Genomic DNA, 15,183 nt, shown 5'->3' with positions numbered 1-15,183 from the left:
AAAGTTTAGCATTTAACTCAACTTTAATCTGTGACTTATGTCACCTAATTCCTTGTAATTTTAAAAAAAATTGATTATCATATTATATAGAATATAATATGTTAGTAGAGGTGAAATTAATGTCGATAAAAAATAATGTGCCTTTTTTTAGTCTTTTATCAGAAGATGAATTGAAAGTTATAAATAGTATTGCATCCGAAAAAAAGTATAAAAAAGGTGAATACATTTTTTTTGAAGGAGAAACAGGCAGCAAATTCTTTGTTATCAAATCCGGCCAGGTCAAACTGGTAAAGATGATTGAAAATGGAGATGAACAAATATTAAATATTTTCTCCAATAATGATATAATTGCTGAAATAGTTGCTTTTGACAGGGGAAATTATCCTGCCAGTGCAGTAACAATGAAAAAAACTGATTTGATAATTTTTAATCAGGCTGATTTAGAAAATGTAATTATGGAAAATCCCGCTATTGGAATTAAACTGCTGCAGGAAATGAGCACCAGATTGCGCAGAGCACAGCAAAATGTAAGAGATATTGCTTTAAAAGACAGTTCTGGAAAAATGGCCAGCCTGCTGACTTTTTTATCTCAAAAATATGGTATAGAAAAAAATGGAAATATAATTCTTGATATACCTCTTACACAGCAGGAACTTGCCAGTATGATCGGCAGCAGCCGTGAAACTGTTTCCAGAATGCTGAGCCGGTTTGAAAGTGAAGGGATTATAAAAACCTCCAGAAAAAAAATAATAATATATAAACCAGAAGAATTGAAAAATTATCATTAAAAAACAGCCCTCGAGGGCTGTTTTTCTACCTTTATATTTCTTTCACCATTTTCTACAAAAAAATTTGTATCAGTATATATAACTTCTACTTTTTATTTAAACTTTAATCGGATAGGTTGTTGATAACCATTCACTCAATCTTTCCATTACAAACGTTATATCTACATCTATTTCTATTTTTAATATGCCGGCAGCTGTCATAAATCTCATTCCACTCCACAGAATATAATTTCACCTATCATTTATTTTAATTTTCGAAGTTTTATTCAATTATTTTAGCTAGGCTTTCAGCCATATCAGTCATTTCAACTGCTGCATTTTGAAGTTTTTCTGTTATAATCTTTTCGTTTTCTGTAAATTTAACAACTCTCTCGTTCATAACTTTAATATTAATTCGAGTATTTTCAGTTGCTTCATTAAGATTATTAATAAATCCTGTTATCTCCTTAACTGAAGATCCTGTCTCATCTGCTAGTTTTCTTATTTCATCTGCAACTACATTAAATCCATTTGCTTTTACATCTGCTCTTGCCGCTTCTATTGCGGCATTTAATCCCAGCATCTTTGTCTGATCAGAAACTGTTTTAATAAATTTTACTATATCATTTGTTTTCTGAAGGTTTGTTTTACTGCTTTCTGAGGCAGATCTTAATTTCTCTGCTGTCTCATCCAGATCCTTTATATTTTTTTGGTTGAGGCTGCTGATTTCCTCAATTGTACTCCCAATATCACCGGCAAGTCGACTGAGTTTATCTGCTTCTTCTTCCATTTTTTGTATCATATCTTCTCTGGAATTAACAATTTTAAAAAGAATTAAAGCAGTTTCTGAATCAATAATCTTTGTTTCTGCATCTGCTGATTCTTTCACCAATTCTGACAGCTTTCTATTTCCAGTGACCTCTAAAATTACTTTTTCTCCTTTTAAATTTAAAAGATCATTAAAATCATCATAAACAGGAATACTATTTTCTTTTGCTTTAATAATTCCTGGAGCAGAAAAATCTGAATCACAAACTCCAATGATATTTATGTCATCCATATTCAAAAAAGTATCTAAAATAGAGACTCCACCAGAACCTGCACCAATTATTCCAATATTAAGCATAAAACCCCTCCGCATTCCAAATTATAGTTGGATTTATTATTTTTACCAGACTAATGCAATATTATCCTCTTTATTAAATATATAACTTTTTACCTAAAAAATCAATAATTTGAACCGAGATTTTTTTCAATTAAATCAAATTATATAATAATATGTAACAAAACCATCCCTTTTTATTGGTATTTAAATGATCTTATTGTTTACTATTATACAATAATTAGGTATGTTTTTCTATTTTCTATAAGTAAATATATGTTTAATAATATCAACTAAAAAAAGACCTGCCGGCAATATGCTGACAGGCCTTAAATAGTCAATCATTATTAAAATTCTTATTCACCAGCCATAATAGCTGCAGCATCTTCTTTAACATCACCGGTTGGCTTAATATCAAACTTATCAACCAGTACATTTAATACATTCTCTGATATAAATGCTGGCAGTGTGGGTCCTAGACGAATTCCTTTGATCCCCAGAGATAGCAGTGCAAGTAATACTGCTACAGCTTTCTGCTCATACCAGGCAATATCATAAGAAATTGGTAAATCATTGATATCATCTACATCCATAGCTTCTTTAAGCTGTAAAGCAATATAAGCTAAGGAATAAGAGTCATTACACTGACCGGCATCTAATACTCTTGGAATTCCACCAATATCTCCCAGATCAAGCTTGTTGTAGCGGTACTTAGCACAGCCAGCTGTTAGAATCACAGCATCTTCGGGTAATTCTTTAGCCACATCTGTAAAGTATTCTCTGGATTTAAAGCGGCCATCACAGCCAGCCATTACTACAAAGCGTCCTATATCTCCATTTTTTACAGCCTCAATTACCTTGTCAGCTACACTCATTACAGTGTTGCGGGCATAACCACCAGGTATTGTACCTTCTTCTAACTGAACTGGTGAATCACAAGTTTTAGCCAATTTGATCAGTTCAGAAAAATCTTTGCTTTCTCCTTTTTTACGATCAGGAATATGGGTTACCTCAGGATATCCTGCCATTCCTGTTGTAAATATTCTATCTTTATAAGAATCTTTAACAGGTGTAATACAGTTTGTTGTCATAAGAATTGGACCATTAAATGATTCAAATTCTTTATCCTGATGCCACCATGAACCACCATAATTACCTACAAAATGATCATATTTTTTGAATGCTGGATATGAGTTAGCTGGCAGCATTTCTCCATGTGTATAAACATCTATACCAGTACCCTCAGTCTGCTCTAATAATTCTTCCATATCTTTTAGATCATGACCACTGATTAAAATACCAGGGTTATCACTAACTCCAATATTTACATCTGTTGGCTCCGGATGTCCATAAGTTGAAGTATTTGCTTCATCAAGTATAGCCATTGTCTCTACAGCCATTTCTCCGGTTTCCATAACCAGACCAACCAGATCATCTACACTTAAACTGTCATCAGTAGTGGCTGCCAGGCATTTTTGTGTAAACTTATCTATTTCCTCTTTATGTTTGCCCAGAATTCTGGCATGATCTCCATAAGCTGCAATACCCTTGAGTCCATATGTAGCCAGTTCTCTTAGAGATCTTACATCTACATCTTCTGTTTCCAGCACACCTATATTTTCACCTTTGCTGTAAAAGTCTTCAGCACTATCACTGTACCATGTACAGTGTTCGGGCAGATCTCCATCAAATTCTTTGCCATGATTTTCTTTATATGTTTTTTCAAATTTTGCTTTAACTTCATCTCGCAATGCAAAAGCCTCTTCAATTAAGTCTTCAAATCTTTCTGGATTAAAGTTTACGTTTGTTACTGTTGCAAATAGACCTTCCATAATAAATGGAGCTGTTTTTTTAGAAACCTCCACACCTTCTTCTTCAGCCTTTTCGGCATAAACAGAAATACCCTTGAGCACAAATATCAATAAATCCTGTAAATTTGCAACATCTGCATCTTTCCCACAGACACCTCTTGCTGTACAGCCTTCATTTCTAGCTGTTTCCTGACACTGATAACAAAACATTGACATAATATATTCCTCCCTTTTAAAAATAATCCATTATGGACTAAAAAATTTTAATCCATAAATTTAAAAAAAACAGACAAAATCAAGTACCTCAGTCAAGTATAATTATATATTAGTCAATATTATATTCTATGAGCTATATCACATAAGCATATATTACACTATTTTTTCTTTGCAGTTTTAAAATATCCCCCTCTAGTAGAACGCGAATCCAGAATATTGACAAATGATTCAGGTTCACAATCATCAATAATTTCGAAAAAATGCCTTAAATTTTTTCTTTCCAGTGTTACAAAAAGTATTTTTTTCTTCCCTTTTTTCCCTTCACCATCTACAACAGTTACTCCATATCCTTCTCCTCTCATTTGTTCTATCATTTCACAACTTGTATTGGATGTTATTACATTAACAGTTACCTGCCCAATAGCAACTTTTTCTTCAAGCAGACTTCCAACAAAATTACCTACTGCAAAACCCAGTGCATATACAATTAAATTAAATGGATTGTCAAGGGTTGTAACTACTCTATTTAAGGCAATAATATATACTATCACCTCAACAAAACCAATTAATGCTGCATATAATCTCTGAGATTTAAATATCATAAGAACCCGCATTGTACCTAAAGATACGTCGACAACTCTAGCCATAAAAATTAACAATCCACCTAATAATATCTTAATCATAAAATATTTCCTCCTATAGATATAATATCTATAGTAGTTTAACACTAAAGAAAAAAAAGTTCAATAGATATTTTTAATAGGAGTTTCCCCAAAATTTATTTTCAAGCTGCAAAAAGGGGGCTTTAGTCATCAACGAAATTTTTAGATTTATCTAAAACTCAATTCGGGTGTGAAATAGGGCACACTAATCAATGAGTCCTCCTGACTCATGATTAGCTCACTCCATCCTGCAGTTCAACCCTATTTCTTCCTTCATTTCGTTAAGATTCATTGACTAAAAATTTCAATATTCCTGCATCTCCCCTTTTTGCAGCAGTATATAAAAAATGGGGAAAGTCCAGATATTTTTAAAGATTCTCCCCATTTTTTAACAATTTTTTCTTTATTTAAATATTAGGTTCTCCCATCAAAAGGTTATTTGCTCTCTAACTCATTTTTGTGGACACATCAATATTATAAAACATGTAAATGATAAAAAATTAAATTTTCAGAAAATATTTCACAATAAAATATCAGAAACAGAGAACAAATAGATATAACCTTATATTAAGAGAAAAGTTATCTATTTATTTTCTCTGTTCCTGATTTAAATTATAGTCTTATTCCAATATTTTATTGAATAAATTAATTGAATGGATTAAATAAGTAATATAAGTAATATAATTATGAAGTTTAAATTTTAACTTCATAATTACACTTATAAATGGTATATAAGCTGCTGTTTTTTAATAATCTTCCAGATGATACCATTCTGCATCATCAAGCCATGTGTTGGGGCGATTTACCATTTCAACAATGTTTTCTATAATTTTTTCGTGTTTTTTCTCTTCTTCGGCCAGCCTCTTAAATGTTTTTTTGACCTGTGGGAGATCTGATTCTTCAGCTTTTTCTGTATAAAAATCATAGCTTTTTGTTTCCATGTCTTTAGCCTGTTTATAAACATCAACCTGTTCTTTTGGCAGTACACCTTCTGGAAGTTCCTTTGAAATCTTTTCAAAAGCTTTTTTAGCTTTTGGCAGAATACCTGCTTCAACTTCATCAACTGTTTTTTCTTCTTTAAGCTGTTTTACTATTTCTTCATGTTTTTTCTCTTCTTCGGCCAGATCCAAAAAAACCTGTTTTAAGTTATCACTTGCTGATTCTGCAGCACATTTTTCGTAAAATTCGCGATTCTCTCTTTCAAAATTAATAGCAAAATCATAAATATTCATTATTATCCTCCTTTGAAATTTCTAACTTCAATATCACTTTTTCATAGATTTTTAGACAGAACCAAATTAAGTCTTTTCTGATTAATAAACAAATAAACACTAAATTTTATTTAAATTCATCCAGCAAATACTCCATGTCCTGAACCTCAACTTTTCTATTGACAAGAGCTCTATCTCCAAGAAATGGTATCCTATCTCTAAAAGTTGGCTTTTCTTCTTTATAAATTATCCCTATTGGAATCTTATCTCCAAATTCATCTGCTAATCTAACTGCAGCTTCATAATCAGATGGATCATGATCTTTCAATTTATATACTCTTTCTTTATACCACTGATAGGTATTAACCTTATTGAAAGATACACAGGGCTGAAAAATATCTATTAAAGCATAACCTCTGTGCTGTCTGGCAGCTTTTATCATTTCTTTAAGGTGTTCTCTATCACCAACAAAGCTCCTGGCTACAAAACTGGCCTTCATTCCCACAGCAAACCTAACCGGGTTAAACGGTTCAGCATTAATGCCGTGTGTCTGTACATCGGTTTTAATATCATATCCAGTTGTGGGAGATGCCTGTCCCTTTGTTAGACCATAAATCTGATTGTCATGGACAAGATGAATAATGTCAAGATTCCGCCTTATATTGTGCAGAATGTGATTTCCACCTTCACCATAGCTGCATCCATCTCCTGATTCAACAATTACTGTCATTTCTGGATTGGCCAGCTTCATACCAACTGCTGGAGGCAAAGATCTGCCGTGTAGACCATTAAACCCATTTACTTTTATATAGTGAGGCATCTTTGCAGCCTGACCGATTCCGGTAAACATCGTTATCTGTTCCGGATTTAAATCCATTTCAGTCAGAGCTTCAGAAAGCGCTGTCCTGAGTGGAAAGTTGCCACATCCAGGACACCAGGCAGTTTCACGGTCTGCTTCAAAATTTTTTAGTTCTGCCATTATTATTTCACCTCTTCCTTAAATCTTCTATAGATTTCTCTACCTGAGAAAGGACGTCCATCATATTTTACAATACTGTAATCTGCTTTTATTCCTGTTTCACTTCTAACAAGTCTGGCAAACTGTGAACTGGCATTACTCTCAACAAAAATCAGTTCTGCTCCATTTTCTGCTTTTTCTCTGATGGTTTTTTCTGGTAAAGGCCAGACATCTCCAAATGCAAGCTGTGCCACTTTAAATTCATCTGAAAGCATCTTTCTTGCCTCAGCTATCGGCCCAGCAGTAGAACCCCAACCGACAAAAATATATTCCGGCTTATCAGATCCATAATAATCTGGCTCACAGAGGTCGTTATCTTTCAATTTCTGCAGTTTTTTGGCTCTTTTTTTGACCATCATATTTCTTTTTTCTCCATCTTCAACAATATGGCCCAGTTCATCGTGCTCATCACTGTCGGTCAGCACAATCTGGCCTTTAAGCTGGCCCGGATATGCCCTCGGTGATATACCATCTGCTGTATATTTATAACGTTTATATTCTTCTTCTACCTGATCTTCATCTACAAAATAGCGCTCTATTTTTAAATCATCAAGATTTATTCTGTCTATTGTTTTAGATGCATCTGCCAAAAACTGATTACTTAATATAATTACCGGTATCTGATATTTTTCTGCAATATCAAAAGCCCGAAATGTCTGATAAACTGCATCTTCCTGATCCTTAGGTGCCAGAACCATAAGGGGAAATTCATCCTGAGAAATATTAACTGCAAAAAGCAGATCCCCCTGTCCTGTTCTAGTGGGGAGACCTGTAGCAGGACCAGGACGCTGTACATCAGCAATTACTACTGGAGTTTCTGTAATTCCAGCCAGTCCAACTCCTTCGGCCATAAGGGCCAGTCCTCCACCAGAAGTACCTGTCATAGACCGCATTCCACTATAGGAACCTCCAAGAACCATATTTATTGCTGCAATTTCATCTTCTGCCTGTTCAACAACAATACCCAGTTCTTCCTGTTTCCCTGCCAGGTAATTTAAAATACCTGTGGATGGGGACATTGGATAGGCAGCATAAAAACTGACACCTGCAAGTGCTGCTCCAAGACCGACCGCACTATTTCCATCAATAACCATTCTATCTTTTTTAGTTCCCAGATCTTTTAAATTAAATAGCTGTTTTCCTGCTTCATAACCCTTCTTTAGTAGTTTTTTATTGTCTTCAATAACACTTTTTTTATCAGCAAAATGCTCTTCAAGCACTTTTTCTGCTTCAGTAATGGGTAAACCCAGCACCTTTAAAGCAGTTCCAACAAACACCGTATTAACTGCTTTCGGATTAATTTCTTCTGCCATACTGGCTGCATCTATCTTTACAATATCATCTTCTTCCTCACCAGATGAAGAAATAATAATACCATCTTCATTAACATCATCTCGGTGAATTTCTACAGTTTCTTCATTAAGGGCAAGGAGTAAATCAATTCCTGGATCAGGCCCATCAATTTTTTCATCACTTATTCTAACCTGCATAAAGTTGTGTCCACCTCTAATACGAGACATATAATCTTTACTGCTGAAAAGATAATATCCATAGCGCGAAAATGTTTTGGTAAGCAGGGATTCAACAGTTTTCAACCCCTGACCTGCTTCTCCTCCAATAAGAATATTTAAATCCAACTTTATTACCTCCTTTACTTCCTTATAATCGAAACTCCTCCACTTATAGTATTAAATAAATTAACGGAAAATCCTGCTTTATACTGGAAAATATTTGTTTTAGATATTTTAAGACTGTGTTTTTGCTGAAAATATATTACATAATCAAAGTTCTTTAAAATTCATCTACAGAGATTCAAATTCGTCAGGCAGTTTATCAGAATATCCATAATAATATTTTAAAAAATCGCTTATTCTTACTGCGGAATTTCCATCCCCATATGGATTCATTTTTTCGCAGGTATTTTTATAATCATCCTCATTTTCTATTAGCTTTGATGCTGTTTCCATAATTTTATAATAATCAGTTCCTGTTTTGATAACTGTCCTGGCTTTAAGTGCTTCAGGCCTTTCTGTCGTATCTCTTAAAACCAGTACCGGTTTCCCAAGTGATGGAGCTTCCTCCTGTATGCCCCCTGAATCTGTAAGTATCAAGTATGATCGATCCATTAAATTTACAAAAGGCAGATAATCCAGAGGTTCAATAAGGTGAATATTTTTTTTGCCTTCCAGTATTGAACTGCTTAATTCCCTCACTGAAGGATTTAAATGAACTGGAAATACAGCTTCTACATTATCATATTTTTCTGTTAGATGGAGAACAGCCCTAAATATATTTTCCATTCCTTTACCCAGATTTTCTCTGCGGTGTGCTGTTAATAACAAAATTTTTTTATTTTTAAAATCAATTTTATTCAAGTTTTTATCACTAAAATTATATTTTTTGTCTGCAGTATCATAAAGTGCATCAATTACTGTATTTCCTGTTACAAAAATTTTCTCCTCTGCAACATTTTCTAACAGAAGATTTTTTGCTGCAGTTCTGGTGGGAGCAAAATGTATATCTGCCAGTACAGCTGTAAGTCTTCTATTAATTTCTTCAGGATATGGTGAATATTTATTATGAGTTCTTAATCCTGCTTCAACATGGGCCACCTCAATCTGATGATAAAATGATGCCAGAGCCCCAACAAATGTTGAAGAAGTATCACCATGCACCAAAATTAAATCTGGTTTTTCCTGTTCAAGAATAATCTCGATTTCTGATAAAACACGTATTGTAATATCAGATAAAGTCTGATTTTTTTTCATAATGTCCAGATCATAATCTACTTTTATTGAAAAAAGATCAAGCACCTGATCGAGCATTTCACGGTGCTGTGCTGTTGCTGTAACTAAAACTTCAAATTCATGCTGTTTTTTCAATTCTTTTATTACCGGGGCCATCTTTATTGCCTCAGGCCTTGTTCCAAAAACAGCCATAATTTTCTTTTTCTGCATATAATCATTCCTCATCTTCTGTATTACAAAAAATAGTTTCTCTAAATTTATACTTATTTTATTTTTATTAATTACTGATTACTATTATTAATTACTGATTACTATATGTATTTCTATATATATTAGCTAAAACCTGCTTAATATTTTTTCCAGATATTTTCATCAAATTTTCCCAGTATTTTTCCCACATAAACCCTATTTAAACTGCTCTCTTTAAAACTTAACAATCCTTTTATTCTCTGGTTTTCTCTCCTCACCTTTTCTGCAGCTTCCTGAACTTTTCCTACTTCATTTTATATAGGTTATTATGTATACAAATGTTCGCTATTCCAACAATAAAATACCGCCATATGGCGGTATTTTAACACTTAAATTTATTTTAAAACTACAGCTGCTTCAGGACCATTGACTCTAAAGGTGAAAGTTTCTAAGAAGAACAATTCTACTTCATCACCTTCATATCCAGTATATCCAAGTGAAATATCCTGACCAACTGTTAATTCGAAATCTCCACCTCGTTCAGAAACAAGCAGACCTCTATTGCCAAGATCAGGTACTAACAGGGCACCATTTTCCACCATTTCCTCAACTTTTCGTTTTAGTGGATAGCCTTTGTCATCAAGTTCATAAAGAAGAGAATATAATTCAGGTCCCAATAAAAGCCTTTTATCTCCACCAACACCATTTTCTTCAAATAGTGACAGTGCTTTAAGCAGACCTGTAATCATTTCTTTTTCTCCACCTGATAGACTTACCTCACTATATTCTGATGCTTCCAGAATACCGGTTATTCCTGCCTTTTCAAGTCCAAAAAATACAGCCTTATTTTCAGCTTTGGCAAGTTTTTTTGCTGCTTCCAGCAGTGGGTCAGTTTCTACATCTTCAGCACCACGGGCAAGAGCTTCTATTTCAGTCAATTTCATTTTAAATGGAACTTTTATTTCTACAAGGGGCAGTACTTCGCGAGATGCATAGGTAACACCCTCAACATCTTCTACTCCCATTGGTGCAAAACGACCTGTATTTATTGCAGATAGATCAAGACCAAAAGGACCTTTAAAACCTACAATTTTTCTGGCTTTTAATTTTAATTCCAGAACTTCTTTTGCTTCTTCATCCAAAAAATCCCATGCTTCTGCAGGGAATGGAGCTAATGAACGTTTTAATACATTCATTACTATTCGCCTCCTCTCATATTGCCGAGACCTAGTGAACCATCACCTGATACATTTTCAGCCTCTTCAACTTCACCATCTTCTTCAATTTCTGTTATCTTTGCAGTTTGAAAAAGAAAAGTCCTCAACATTTCATCCCAGACAGGACTATTTCGGCGCAGCCATTCCAGGCCCATACATGCGTGTTCAATTTCCTCATCACGGTTGTGTTCAACAATAGCCTGTACTTCTGGATCATCTGTAGCTACAGCACGTTGATTGTACCAATCTATAGCTTCCATTTCTTCGATCACACTTTTAATTATCCTGTGATACTCCACTGCCTCAGGTGTCAATTTTTCAAGTGGTTCATGATATTCTCCGCTCATATTTACCTCCCCTTTCCGTATAAGTTTATCTAAACACTTAACATTTACATTATATATTTTTCCCATATTAATGTCAAATAAATAGGCACATAACAGGGTTAAGCTCCTTCAGTAATTACTTTTTTAATTTTAAATTACAAATTTTACTTTAAAAAACGCCTGCTATCTTGCCTTGTAATGTATGGCTCCACCCAGCATATCAAGTGCAGCTTCATGAATTACTTCTGCAGTGGTAGGATGAGCATGAATAGTTTCTGCCAGTGCTTCAATTTTTAGTCCGGAATTAACTGCAAGTGTCAGCTCAGCAATTAAATCAGTTGCCTCTATACCTATTATAGCTGCACCAATTACTTTCTCTGTATTTTTTTCAGCAATTATCTTAACTTTACCCTCTCTTTCTCCCATTGCCATAACCTTTCCACTGGCTGCAAATGGAAACCTTCCAACTTTATAATCAATTCCTTTTTCTGCTGCTTCTTCTTCACTTAATCCCACTGTTGCCACTTCCGGTGAAGTAAATATTGCTCCTGGAACAGCATCATAATTCATCTTATGTTTTTCAGCAAAGATATTTTCTACAGCTATTATTCCCTGATGTGATGCAACATGTGCAAGCAGAATTTTGTCTGTCACATCTCCAATAGCATAAATATTATCTATATTTGTCCTAAGATAATCATCTACAATAATTCCACCACGCCTCTCCTCAGTCTCAACACCTACTTTGTCCAGATTTAAACCTTTATGATAGGGTTTTCTTCCAACTGCCATAAGAACTCTTTCACCGGAGACCATTTTCTTTTTATCTTTCTGAGAAAAAATAACTTCATATTCACCGTCAGATTTTTTTATTTCCTCAACTTCTGCACCTGTTTTGACGGTTATTCTTCTTCTCCTGGCAGATTTATTTAATTCTTCTGCTATTTCAGTGTCAACACCTGTCACAAGCTGATCTAAATATTCTAATACAGTTACATCTACTCCAAAATTATTAAAGATAAACGCAAATTCCATTCCAATAATTCCACCACCAACAACAATTAAACTATCAGGAAGCTCTTCCATACTGAGTGCAGTTCTGCTGTCAAGTATTCCATCCAGATCTGCACCAGGAATCGGTAAATTGGATGCCTGAGAACCGGTTGCAATAATAATATTCTCAGCTTCTATAATCTTTTCTCCATCACTGTTTTTAACAGAAAGATGGTTTTTATCTACAAATGAAGCTTCTCCTTCAGCAGTATCAACATTATTGGCCTTAAGAAGATGCTCCACACCTTTTACCAGCCTGCTCACAATTTTATCTTTTCTTGCTACAACTTTTGGAAAATCAACTTCAGCACCATCTACATTTATTCCAAAGCTGGAAGCATCTTTAATATCAGCAAAAACTTCAGCTGACCTAACAAATGCTTTTGTTGGTATACAACCCCAGTTGAGGCAGGTGCCTCCAATAGCTTCTTTTTCTATTAAGAGAACATCTTTTCCCATCTGACCGGCTTTAATTGCTGCAACATAACCACCAGGTCCACCACCAACAACGGCTAATTCATATTTTTTTTCTGACATTTTATCAGCTCCTATTTTTTGAAAGATGATCTAATTACTTCTCTTTTTAAATCAAGGTCTTTAACAAGACCTGTAAAAGTATTAAGAATTTTTTCCTGAATACCATAAATATAAGGGTCAGAAAGTTTTCTTTCCTGCCTGTCTTTATCTATTGTTATTTTTTCTTTAATCCCTTTTCCTCCACCGGCAAGAATATATATTTTATCTGCCAGAAGAACTGCTTCCTCAGGATCGTGAGTTATCAAAAAAATGCTTATAGAACTTTCCTGATGTATTACAGTTATAAGCTTACGCAGATTGTATTTAGTTTTTGTATCGAGAGATTTAAATGGTTCATCCATAAATACCAGATCAGGTATAATAGAAAATGCTCTAATTAGTTCAAGCCTCTGTTTCATTCCGCCTGAAAGTTCGTGGGGATAATTATCTTTAAACTTCTTTAAACCTGCCATATCAAGCAGAATTTTCCGCAGTTTAGCTGCTTTTTCCTCCTGCAAAAAATTTTGCTGTATAAAAGCAAGATTTCCCGATACTGTCTTCCAAGGAAGCAGCCTTGGTTCCTGAAATACATACCCTAACCGCATTGTATTATCTTTAATAATCTCTCCAGAGTCTGCTTTTTCTAAGCCTGATGCGATTCTAAAAATAGTTGTTTTTCCACTTCCCGAAGGGCCGAGCAGACATGTTATTTCCCCTGCATATAATTCCATATTCAATTTTTTCAGCACCGAATAATTATCATAACTTTTACTTACATTTTTTAGTTTTAATATTTTATTTTTCATATCTCCACCTGCTGACTTTTTGCTTTAGTCTTTCCAGCAGGTAATACTCCACAAAAAGCATAAACACTACCAGTACGACTGTCCAGGCAAATAATTCAGCTGTCTTAAGATTGCTGTTTGCCATACTTATCCGATAACCAATTCCACTGGAAGAACCAATAAACTCTGCAAAAACAGATGACTTCCAGGCAAAAGAAAATGCAATACTCAATGCAGAAACTGTTGAAGGCAAAATCCCCGGGAGATAGATATCTCTAAAAATTTTATATTTTGGCGTGGAATAAGCTTCTGCCATTTCAATAAGACCATAATCTATACTATCTATTCCCTGAAATATGTTAACAAAAATAACAGGCATAGAAACTATAAATATTAAAAATATTGGTGTCAGGTCTTCTGCAACTCCAAACCACACTACGGCCAGTGCAATCCATACAACCGGTGGAGCCGCCTGGATAATTGTTATAAAAGGCCTTAAAGCCCTACTCAAAAAATTAAATTTCTTTAATATCACTGCAAGTACAAAACCTGTTATAACTGCTGCCAGATAACCAATAAAAGTTCTTTTAAATGTTATAAATAAGCTTTTTGCAAGAACTCCATTTTGAATAATAGAATTTAGTTCAGCCAGAGTTTCAGCAGGTGAAGGTAAAATTAAGGTGTTAAAATGTGCTGCCAGCTGATTCCAGCACAGTAAAAACAACAGCAGAACAATCCAGAAAGGTTTAGTAATAAAATTCTTCATTTGGCATCCTTCCGCCAATCATATCAGGGTACATCTGAAGGATTTTTTGGAAATAACGATCAGTAAGTTTTCTGCTTTCAGATTTAGCATAAATGTTAAGATTTATTCTGCTGAAAGATTTCTCTATAACTTCTGCCGGCATACTAAAATATTTTGAAGCAAGTTCAGCAGCTTCTCCAGGATTTTCATTAACCCATTCAATTCCCTGTCTGTAAACTTCATTAATTATTTCAGTTACTGCTTTATTTTTACTTTCAAATTTACCGCTTACAAATAATCCTACAAAAGGTATTCTCCTATCACCATGTATCTTCTCCCATTCTTTTTGTATATCTAGAGAAATATGTATATTATCTGATTTTGCAGATGTTACTGTTACCAGTGGTTCAGGAAGGACTACTGCATCCAGATTTCCTGCCAAAAAGTATTTTGCTGCACCAGGAAGTGGTCTGTAGACAAGATTTACCTCATCTAGGCTGATTCCATTTTCCTGCAGCAGATAGCGGACCAAAAAATCAAGTGGCCCTCCTTTGAGCAGTACACCAACTGATTTCCCTTTCAAGTCTTCCCAGCTTTCTGCTTTAAATCCACGGGTTAATAGATAATCTATACCCCATGTGTTAATATTTAGCATTTTTAAATCAATACCCTGATTGTAAATTTTTGCACCAACATTGGCACCAGTTACAAGAAAATCTATTTCATTTTTTGCCAGTAGTGCAACTCCTCTGCTGTGATCTGAAGAAATATTTAACTCTAAATCAATTACTCCATTAAGTTTATCCTCTTTTTCCATC

At 34.4% G+C, this 15,183-nt stretch carries 14 protein-coding genes; 1 reads left to right on the top strand and 13 read right to left on the bottom strand.

What is annotated here, in order from left to right:
- Positions 1–119: 119 nt before the first annotated feature.
- On the top strand, positions 120–788 hold the full coding sequence (locus tag DER71_RS01935) for a Crp/Fnr family transcriptional regulator (protein WP_114457378.1): 669 nt from the start codon (positions 120–122) through the stop codon (positions 786–788).
- Positions 789–1,050: 262 nt separating this feature from the next.
- On the opposite strand, the gene DER71_RS01930 is transcribed toward DER71_RS01935, so the two are convergent.
- The 13 genes from DER71_RS01930 to DER71_RS01870 form a co-directional block, all read right to left on the bottom strand.
- Positions 1,051–1,893 (bottom strand): methyl-accepting chemotaxis protein, encoded by an 843-nt coding sequence (locus DER71_RS01930; RefSeq protein WP_158531699.1) that lies wholly within the window; start codon positions 1,891–1,893, stop codon positions 1,051–1,053.
- Between the two features lie 332 nt (positions 1,894–2,225).
- On the bottom strand, positions 2,226–3,890 hold the full coding sequence (gene hcp / locus DER71_RS01925) for a hydroxylamine reductase (RefSeq protein WP_369834980.1): 1,665 nt from the start codon (positions 3,888–3,890) through the stop codon (positions 2,226–2,228).
- A gap of 164 nt (positions 3,891–4,054) precedes the next feature.
- Positions 4,055–4,579 carry a DUF2179 domain-containing protein gene (locus DER71_RS01920; RefSeq protein WP_114457375.1) on the bottom strand — a complete coding sequence of 175 codons (525 nt, stop codon included), beginning with the start codon at positions 4,577–4,579 and terminating at the stop codon, positions 4,055–4,057.
- 725 nt (positions 4,580–5,304) lie between these two features.
- Positions 5,305–5,790 (bottom strand): ferritin family protein, encoded by a 486-nt coding sequence (locus tag DER71_RS01915; protein ID WP_114457374.1) that lies wholly within the window; start codon positions 5,788–5,790, stop codon positions 5,305–5,307.
- A 106-nt stretch (positions 5,791–5,896) separates the two neighbouring features.
- The gene (locus tag DER71_RS01910) at positions 5,897–6,748 is read right to left on the bottom strand and encodes a thiamine pyrophosphate-dependent enzyme (protein WP_114457373.1); all 852 of its coding nucleotides are present in this window, start codon (positions 6,746–6,748) and stop codon (positions 5,897–5,899) included.
- A 2-nt stretch (positions 6,749–6,750) separates the two neighbouring features.
- Positions 6,751–8,424: a 2-oxoacid:acceptor oxidoreductase subunit alpha gene (locus DER71_RS01905; RefSeq protein ID WP_114457372.1), complete on the bottom strand. Its 1,674-nt coding sequence runs from the start codon at positions 8,422–8,424 to the stop codon at positions 6,751–6,753.
- 165 nt (positions 8,425–8,589) lie between these two features.
- Positions 8,590–9,744, bottom strand: a complete 1,155-nt coding sequence (gene wecB / locus DER71_RS01900; protein ID WP_114457371.1) for a non-hydrolyzing UDP-N-acetylglucosamine 2-epimerase — start codon at positions 9,742–9,744, stop codon at positions 8,590–8,592.
- 374 nt (positions 9,745–10,118) lie between these two features.
- Positions 10,119–10,919 (bottom strand): family 1 encapsulin nanocompartment shell protein, encoded by an 801-nt coding sequence (locus tag DER71_RS01895; protein WP_114457370.1) that lies wholly within the window; start codon positions 10,917–10,919, stop codon positions 10,119–10,121.
- 2 nt (positions 10,920–10,921) lie between these two features.
- Positions 10,922–11,287 carry a ferritin-like domain-containing protein gene (locus DER71_RS01890; protein ID WP_114457369.1) on the bottom strand — a complete coding sequence of 122 codons (366 nt, stop codon included), beginning with the start codon at positions 11,285–11,287 and terminating at the stop codon, positions 10,922–10,924.
- 162 nt (positions 11,288–11,449) lie between these two features.
- Positions 11,450–12,856 carry a dihydrolipoyl dehydrogenase gene (gene lpdA / locus DER71_RS01885; RefSeq protein WP_114474227.1) on the bottom strand — a complete coding sequence of 469 codons (1,407 nt, stop codon included), beginning with the start codon at positions 12,854–12,856 and terminating at the stop codon, positions 11,450–11,452.
- A gap of 11 nt (positions 12,857–12,867) precedes the next feature.
- Entirely contained in the window at positions 12,868–13,641 is a 774-nt protein-coding gene (locus DER71_RS01880; protein ID WP_114457367.1) for an ABC transporter ATP-binding protein, read from the bottom strand.
- On the bottom strand, positions 13,631–14,386 hold the full coding sequence (locus DER71_RS01875) for an ABC transporter permease (protein WP_114457366.1): 756 nt from the start codon (positions 14,384–14,386) through the stop codon (positions 13,631–13,633). Before DER71_RS01875 ends, DER71_RS01880 begins: the two co-directional genes overlap by 11 nt.
- The coding region (locus DER71_RS01870) for an ABC transporter substrate-binding protein (RefSeq protein WP_147269405.1) at positions 14,367–15,183 on the bottom strand (817 nt) is incomplete at its 5' end. The genes DER71_RS01875 and DER71_RS01870, both read right to left, overlap by 20 nt.

The sequence above is a fragment of the Halanaerobium sp. DL-01 genome, assembly GCF_003338615.1.
Classification (GTDB): domain Bacteria; phylum Bacillota; class Halanaerobiia; order Halanaerobiales; family Halanaerobiaceae; genus QPJE01.
This window is presented reverse-complemented; position numbering and strand designations above follow the sequence as displayed.

Bases quoted from the DNA above. Each gene is read 5' to 3' on its own strand.
- DER71_RS01935 (WP_114457378.1), top strand. From the start codon at position 120: ATGTCGATAAAAAATAATGTGCCTTTTTTTAGTCTTTTATCAGAAGAT.
- DER71_RS01930 (WP_158531699.1), bottom strand. From the start codon at position 1,893: ATGCTTAATATTGGAATAATTGGTGCAGGTTCTGGTGGAGTCTCTATT.
- hcp (WP_369834980.1), bottom strand. From the start codon at position 3,890: ATGTTTTGTTATCAGTGTCAGGAAACAGCTAGAAATGAAGGCTGTACA.
- DER71_RS01920 (WP_114457375.1), bottom strand. From the start codon at position 4,579: ATGATTAAGATATTATTAGGTGGATTGTTAATTTTTATGGCTAGAGTT.
- DER71_RS01915 (WP_114457374.1), bottom strand. From the start codon at position 5,790: ATGAATATTTATGATTTTGCTATTAATTTTGAAAGAGAGAATCGCGAA.
- DER71_RS01910 (WP_114457373.1), bottom strand. From the start codon at position 6,748: ATGGCAGAACTAAAAAATTTTGAAGCAGACCGTGAAACTGCCTGGTGT.
- wecB (WP_114457371.1), bottom strand. From the start codon at position 9,744: ATGCAGAAAAAGAAAATTATGGCTGTTTTTGGAACAAGGCCTGAGGCA.
- DER71_RS01895 (WP_114457370.1), bottom strand. From the start codon at position 10,919: ATGAATGTATTAAAACGTTCATTAGCTCCATTCCCTGCAGAAGCATGG.
- DER71_RS01890 (WP_114457369.1), bottom strand. From the start codon at position 11,287: ATGAGCGGAGAATATCATGAACCACTTGAAAAATTGACACCTGAGGCA.
- lpdA (WP_114474227.1), bottom strand. From the start codon at position 12,856: ATGTCAGAAAAAAAATATGAATTAGCCGTTGTTGGTGGTGGACCTGGT.
- DER71_RS01880 (WP_114457367.1), bottom strand. From the start codon at position 13,641: ATGAAAAATAAAATATTAAAACTAAAAAATGTAAGTAAAAGTTATGAT.
- DER71_RS01875 (WP_114457366.1), bottom strand. From the start codon at position 14,386: ATGAAGAATTTTATTACTAAACCTTTCTGGATTGTTCTGCTGTTGTTT.